This is a genomic window from Intrasporangium sp. (assembly GCF_040414665.1).
In the GTDB taxonomy this organism is placed as follows: Bacteria; Actinomycetota; Actinomycetes; order Actinomycetales; family Dermatophilaceae; genus Intrasporangium.
Genome location: NZ_JBEDUL010000176.1, coordinates 1 through 6,239 on the forward strand (window position 1 = coordinate 1; position 6,239 = coordinate 6,239).

Genomic DNA, 6,239 nt, shown 5'->3' on the forward strand with positions numbered 1-6,239 from the left:
GGCACCGCACCGTACGTGTACGTCGCGCCGTTCGCCACGCCGGTCACCAGTACCGTGGGCGGGGTGTTCGCCGGTGCCTGCACGGTCACGGCGTAACTGGATGACTTCCCTGCCTGAAGCTTTCCCCCGGAGCTGTTGCTGTTGGTGACGTCAAACGCGCCGACCGCGAGCGTAAAGGTGCCGTTGGCCTGTCCGGCCGCAACCGAAACGGAGCCCGTCGTGCTGAACGTGGTGGCGGGGTCTCCGCCGGCCCGGGGGGCAACGGTGAACTCCTGCGGGTTGCTACCCGTGAAGGTGCCGCCCGTCAGAGTCCAGTTGCGATAAACCTCGAAAGTGGCGACCCCCACCTGGTTGCCGCTGACGCTCATGTTGATGGTGATCTGGCCCGATGCGCCAGGCGCCAGCGTGACTGCGTTGATCGGAGTGGTGACGTCCACCACCGCTACGTCCACGTCACTCGCGTGAGCCGCGCTCCCGGCCACCACGATGCCAAGTGCTGCCAGGGCGGCTATGGCCGCTCTGCGTATTGACATGTCTTCCCTCCCCATTGCGCGGCCCCTCCGGCCACGACTACGGGGAACGTACGGTGAACTGTTCAACGATTTCGTGAAAACGTTGGAAATAGCCACCTACCCGGTGGTGACTAGTCACCGGCCGGCTGAGCGAGGTGTGCTCACGATGCAGCATCGGCAGTCCCACTGGTGGTGAAGGTCACTCAGACCGTGGGGACTCCGGGGTGGCTTGAGCGGACGGGGGTTGCACAGGCCGTTGGTCAGGAGCGTTCGGGGGTGGGGGCAGCAGGTGCTTGATGACCTGGCGGCCCACGGAGTGCATCCCGGCAAGGATCTTGCCGCCCAGCTTTGCGTCCAGCTCGGGCGCCCAGTTCGCGATGGCGGCCCAGGCGACGGTCCGGCCACCGTCGACACTCGCCGCGCCGATGTCGGCCCGCACGCCGGCGCTGGTCCCGGTCTTGTTCCAGAAGCCCAGCTTCCCGCCGAGGGAGTCATGATGCGCCAGGGGATCGAGGGCAAAGCGCTCCACGAAGGCCGCTCCCACCATCGACTGGTCCACGTTCGCCGAAAGCCACGCGCGCACCCGTCCGTCCTGCTCCTCGCCGAAGGCGGACCCCCGCATGAGCCGTTCGGCGAGCCAGCTCAGCTCGAGCGCCGTGCCGGACGACAACGTCGGTGGATCCGAGGGTCCACGAGAGTCGCGGACCTTGTCGTGCAGGGCCGTTCGCATGAGCCCCAGCGAGGCCGTGGCCATCGCGACGACATCGAGCCCCACCCGACGGAGGAGCACGTTCGTCGCGAGGTTGTCGCTGACCGAACCAATGAGGGCGGCGACGTCAGCGACCGGCAGGGTCTCCGACGACAGCGTGTGCCAGATCCCCGAGTCCCGCACGAAGTCCTCCGGCTCCCGCTTGAGGGGCTCGTCGGGAGCGAGGTCACCCTCGGCCATCTGCTGGGCGGCAGTCAGCAGCAACAGGACCTTCCCGACTGAGGCCGTGCGCAAGGGAACGTTGGCACCGGGCGAGCTCAGCGGCATACGGCTGCCTTGGACACGGAGGCACACCGCCCACGTGACGTCGGCTGGTGCGGAACTGCTGGACGGCATGGTTACTGAAGGGACTTGAGCCATGAGAGCAACTCGGCGGATACGGCGTCGGGAGCCTCTTCCGAGAGGAAGTGGCCGGCGTCGGGGATCGTCAGCGCGCGGTAGTCCCCGGGCACGTACTTCCCGGACCCGCGGGTCGACTTCTCCAGCACGGCACGGTCGTCGGCGCCGTGGAGCTGGAGCACGGGCACGTGGATGGGCGGGCGGATGCGCCGCATGAACAGCGGCCCGTCGGGACGGATCTGCGAACGGCCGAGCCACCGGTAGTGCTCCGCGGCCGAGTGGGCGACGAACGGAATCATCATGGCGTCGCCGTAGCGCGCCACGTCCTCCGCGGTGGGGAACGTGCCGCCCGGGGCGGACCACTCGCGCAGGAGCCCCTCGACGTAGTCATGGGACCGCGTCATCTCGCGCTCGGGAGCGAACGGCCTCTGCAACGCCGCGATCCACCCGGACGCGGCGCGCTGCTTCCGGTCGACCCACGACGCATGGCGCAGGACTCGCGGATGAGGCATGGACAGGGACGCGATCGCGGTCGTCACGTCGGGTCGCAGCACGGGCATCGCCCAGGCGATCCAACCGCCGAGGCCCTGACCGAGGACCACCGCGGCCGTCTCACCCAGCGAGCGGATGACCGAGGCGGCGTCGAGCGTGGCCATGTAGGTGTCGTACCCGCGCGGCGGCTTGTCCGACCCTCCGTAGCCGCGCAGGTCCATCGCGGCCGCGCGAAAGCCCGCGTCGGCCAAGGCGACCATCTGGTGGCGCCACGCGTACCAGAACTGCGGGAACCCGTGGAGCATGAGCACGAGCGGCCCCTCGCCGAGCTCGGCGACATGGAAGCGCGCGCCGTTGGCGGCGACGTAACGGTGATGCCACGGTCCGTCGATCTCGACGAAGGCAGCGTCGACTGGCATGGGGTGGAGGGTAGTGGTAATAGGGGACCTCAGGTGTCTCTTGCTCCATCACGAGACGGATCCGGTGCCGTGGAGGTCCCGACGGACGCTGCCGTGGATGATCCGGCGGGCAGCGACGCCGTGGCCGGCCGGTCCCATTCCGGGCGCGGGGCGGGCGGCATGGTGCCGGGTGCCGCTGCGGCGCCCTGGAGCCCGGTCACGGTGTCCTGCGCCTGGGCGATGGCCTTCTTCGGCGTGGGGTCGACGGTCTTCATGATGCGCACGCCGATCAGCGCGAGGATGCCCGCGACGAGGAGCATGAAGACGGTGATGATGAGGTAGGCCGCCCAGCGGGGGAGCCAGATGTCGAGGACCTCGACGAGCGTCGTGAAGATGAAGTACACGGAGTAGAAGACGATGACGGCGGCGGCCGCGAGCAGCCCGCCGCCCCTGCCGGCCTTCTTCAGCTGCGTGGACACCTCCAGCTTGGCCAGCGCGATCTCCCCGCGGATCAGCGTCGAGATGTCTTTCGTCGCGGACGCGACCAGCTGCCCGAGCGTGCGCTCCTGCCGGGGGTCCGTGCTCATCGGATCACTCCTCCACGTGACGCTGTGCGCGCGAGGCGCTGCTTGGTGTCACCCTACTGTGCTGCCCGTACGGGCGACTCGGGCGACGCGCGTGCCGTCCAGTGCCGTCACCTGGTGGGATCCATACCCACATCAGTCCGTATGCCGCTGAGCCGGCTCTCGTGCGGCGACGTCCTTGGGTGCGTGGTTGGGTTGGGGAGCGGGTGGTTGTCGGGGTTGTCTGACCTTCTAAAAGGAGTGAATCTTGACCAAAGAATCCCGGCCCTCTAACGTCCGGTATACGTGCTTCTAGGGGGTGTGGCTCGACGTGGACTGGTCAGGATGGGCCCTGTTCGGCCTCCTCGCGACCACCGGACTGACGGCGGTGATGATCGCCGCCCAGCTGGGTGGGCTCAGCCGCCTGGACATTCCCCTCATCCTGGGCACCGTGGTGCGGCGGGACCCGGACCGGGCCAGGATTGCCGGGTTCTTCATCCATCTGGTCTTCGGGCAGGTCTTCGCGCTGGGCTACGCCCTTGTGTTTGCCCGATTGGGTCAGGCCACGTGGTGGATCGGCGGCCTGCTCGGCCTGCTCCACAGTGCCGTCGCCCTGAGCGTGCTTATCCCGATGCTCGTCGGGATCCATCCGCGGATGGCCTCGAACCGCTCCGGCCCTCGGTCCACCGCCATGTTGGAGCCGCCCGGGCTCTTCGCCCTGAACTACGGCGCCCGGACACCGCTGGTCACCGTTGCCGCCCACCTCGTCTACGGCATCGCCCTCGGGCTGTTCGTCGGTCCCTCCTGAGGCGGCACGTCATGACATCCGGTGACGTGCCGATCGAGGACTACGGGCTCCTCGGTGACACCCGCACGGCCGCGCTGGCTGCCTCGGACGGGTCCATCGACTGGCTGTGCATCCCACGCTTCGACGCCAACCCGGTGTTCGGTCGCTTGGTCGGCGGCCCGGAGGCCGGGAGTTTCCGGATGGCGCCTGCGGAGGGTCTCTCCCTGGTCAGCCGTCGCTACCGCCCCGAGACCGCCACGCTCGAGACGACCTGGCGGACGGACACCGGGCGGCTGACGCTCACCGAGGGCATGGTGGCGGAGGTGAGCGGCCAGCTCCTACCTCCCACGCTGCTGGTCCGTCGGCTGACCGCCGAGGACGGTCCCGTGGAGGTCGTCGTCGAGTTCGACCCCCGGCTGGGGGAGCTGCAGGCTGTCCCGACGGTTCAACAGCGGGGGGCGGTGTTGGTCTGCACCTGGCCGACGACTGCGGTTGCCCTGACGACGAGTCCGACGATGCGCATCGAGCCGGGGACGGTCCAGAGGGTGGTCGTCGAGCCTGGTCGCCCGCTGACGCTTGCGATGTCGGTCGCGGACCGCGAACCGCTCATCTACGTCGACCCCGACACTGCGTGGGCTGCGCTCGAAGTCGACGAGCGGCGCTGGCAGGACTGGTGCAGTGAGATCGACAAGGACCTGCCCCATCGGGACGCCGTGGTCCGCAGCCTGCTGACGCTTCGGCTGCTGACCTACTCACCGTCCGGAGCGCCGGTCGCGGCGCCGACCACGTCACTGCCCGAAGTCCTCGGTGGGGTGCGCAACTGGGACTACCGCTTCGCGTGGCCCCGCGACGCCAGCATCGGGATCGCCGCGTTCCTCGGGGTGGGCAAGCACGAGGAGGCGCGCGCCTTCATGGCCTGGCTGCTCAGCGCCACCCGCCTCGATCGCCCGCGGCTGCCGGTGCTGCTCACGCTGCACGGCAAGCACCCGCCGGCCGAGCGGAAGTTCGACAGCTGGCCGGGCTACGCCGGGAGCGTGCCGGTGCGGCTCGGCAACGGGGCCGCCGACCAGCACCAGCTGGACGGATACGGCTGGGTCCTCAACGCCGGCTGGCTGCTCACCCGGGCAGGACACGGGTTGTACTCGGAGACGTGGCGGACCATGGCCGGCTTCGCCGACACCGTCGCCCGCCGGTGGCGCGAGCCCGACGCCGGTATCTGGGAAGTGCGCACGGAGCCCGTGCACCATGTCCACTCCAAGCTCATGGCGTGGCTCACCCTGGACCGCGCCCTGCTCATCTCGGGCCACCACCGGACGAGAGACTCGTCGCTCCGTCTATGGGCTGGTGAACGCGAAGCCCTGCGTAAGGAGATCACCAAGAGCGGCTTCGACCCGGTCAAGGGGATGTACACGCGATCGTATGGCTCTCCCGACACGGACGCTGCCCTGTTGATCATGCCGCAGCTGGGGTTTGACCCGCCGGACTCCAGCCGGATCAGTGGGACCATCGACGCCATCGCCCGAGACCTCGACGCCGGCCCTCCGCTGCTCTACCGCTATCCGCCCGGGGAGGACGGCCTACCCGGGACCGAAGGAGCCTTCCTGCCGTGCTCCTTCTGGTTCGTGCAGGCACTCGCCGAGACGGGGGTGGTGGTGGAGGCGAACCTCCTGTTCGAGGAGCTGCTGGAGCTGGCCAGTCCGGTCGGGCTGTACGCCGAGGAGATGGACCCACTCACGCATGAGCACCTCGGCAACTACCCGCAGGCCCTGACCCACGCTGCGCTGGTCCAAGCGGCGTTGGCCCTGCGGGACGCGGGACGCCGAGGGCGGTCGCCAGTCTGAGCGGTCCATCGGTGAACCGGCGGAAGTAGTGCGGGGCTCCGGCCCCTCTCGCCGCAAGATTTGCCTACGGTGTCGGCAGGTGCAGCAGAGCGCCGGAAGTGGACGCGGCCAGGGGTGGTGTGGCGGACCGGATGACCAAACGAGCGACTGGGATGGAAAAGCAGCAGCGAACCGTGACGACGGCCGACGGCGTCGTGCTGGCTGTGCACGTGCACGCTCGGCCGGACACGCCGACGTACGTGCCGACGGTGCTGCTCGCTCACGACTGGGGGCTCACCCACCGCAGCTGGGATGCGGTGCTCGCGCGGCTGGCCCCGTCAGGTCTCCGAGTCATCACGTGGGACCAGCGTGGGCATGGCGGATCCGCACTGGGACTGAACCGAAAGACGCTCGACGACCTCACGATCGAGGACTTCGGGAGAGACCTGCACGCCGTGATCCGCGCGCTCGTCCCGCCGACATCGCCGGTCGTGCTCGTCGGCCACTCTCTCGGTGGCATGACCGCCATGTCCTACATCGGGCAACACCTCAAGGAGGC

At 69.0% G+C, this 6,239-nt stretch carries 7 protein-coding genes; 3 read left to right on the forward strand and 4 right to left on the reverse strand.

From position 1 onward, the window contains the following. The 4 genes from ABF401_RS20035 to ABF401_RS20050 all read right to left on the reverse strand — a co-directional run. Window positions 1-440, reverse strand: a 440-nt coding sequence (locus ABF401_RS20035; RefSeq protein WP_353511357.1) for a hypothetical protein, incomplete at its 3' end; no start/stop codon positions are given. 271 nt (window positions 441-711) lie between these two features. Then, entirely contained in the window at window positions 712-1,617 is a 906-nt protein-coding gene (locus ABF401_RS20040; protein ID WP_353511358.1) for a serine hydrolase, read from the reverse strand. A 2-nt stretch (window positions 1,618-1,619) separates the two neighbouring features. Beyond that, window positions 1,620-2,531, reverse strand: coding sequence for an alpha/beta fold hydrolase (locus ABF401_RS20045; RefSeq protein WP_353511359.1), 912 nt, complete (start codon window positions 2,529-2,531; stop codon window positions 1,620-1,622). A 29-nt stretch (window positions 2,532-2,560) separates the two neighbouring features. Beyond that, window positions 2,561-3,097: a phage holin family protein gene (locus ABF401_RS20050; protein ID WP_353511360.1), complete on the reverse strand. Its 537-nt coding sequence runs from the start codon at window positions 3,095-3,097 to the stop codon at window positions 2,561-2,563. 307 nt (window positions 3,098-3,404) lie between these two features. Between ABF401_RS20050 and ABF401_RS20055 the strand changes: the two genes are divergently transcribed. The 3 genes from ABF401_RS20055 to ABF401_RS20065 form a co-directional block, all read left to right on the forward strand. Beyond that, complete coding sequence (locus ABF401_RS20055) at window positions 3,405-3,881, forward strand: hypothetical protein (RefSeq protein WP_353511361.1); 477 nt, start codon at window positions 3,405-3,407, stop codon at window positions 3,879-3,881. An 11-nt stretch (window positions 3,882-3,892) separates the two neighbouring features. After that, window positions 3,893-5,701, forward strand: a complete 1,809-nt coding sequence (locus tag ABF401_RS20060) for a glycoside hydrolase family 15 protein (RefSeq protein WP_353511362.1) — start codon at window positions 3,893-3,895, stop codon at window positions 5,699-5,701. A gap of 152 nt (window positions 5,702-5,853) precedes the next feature. Continuing rightward, window positions 5,854-6,239: alpha/beta hydrolase (locus ABF401_RS20065; protein ID WP_353511363.1), on the forward strand; the 386-nt coding region annotated here is incomplete at its 3' end.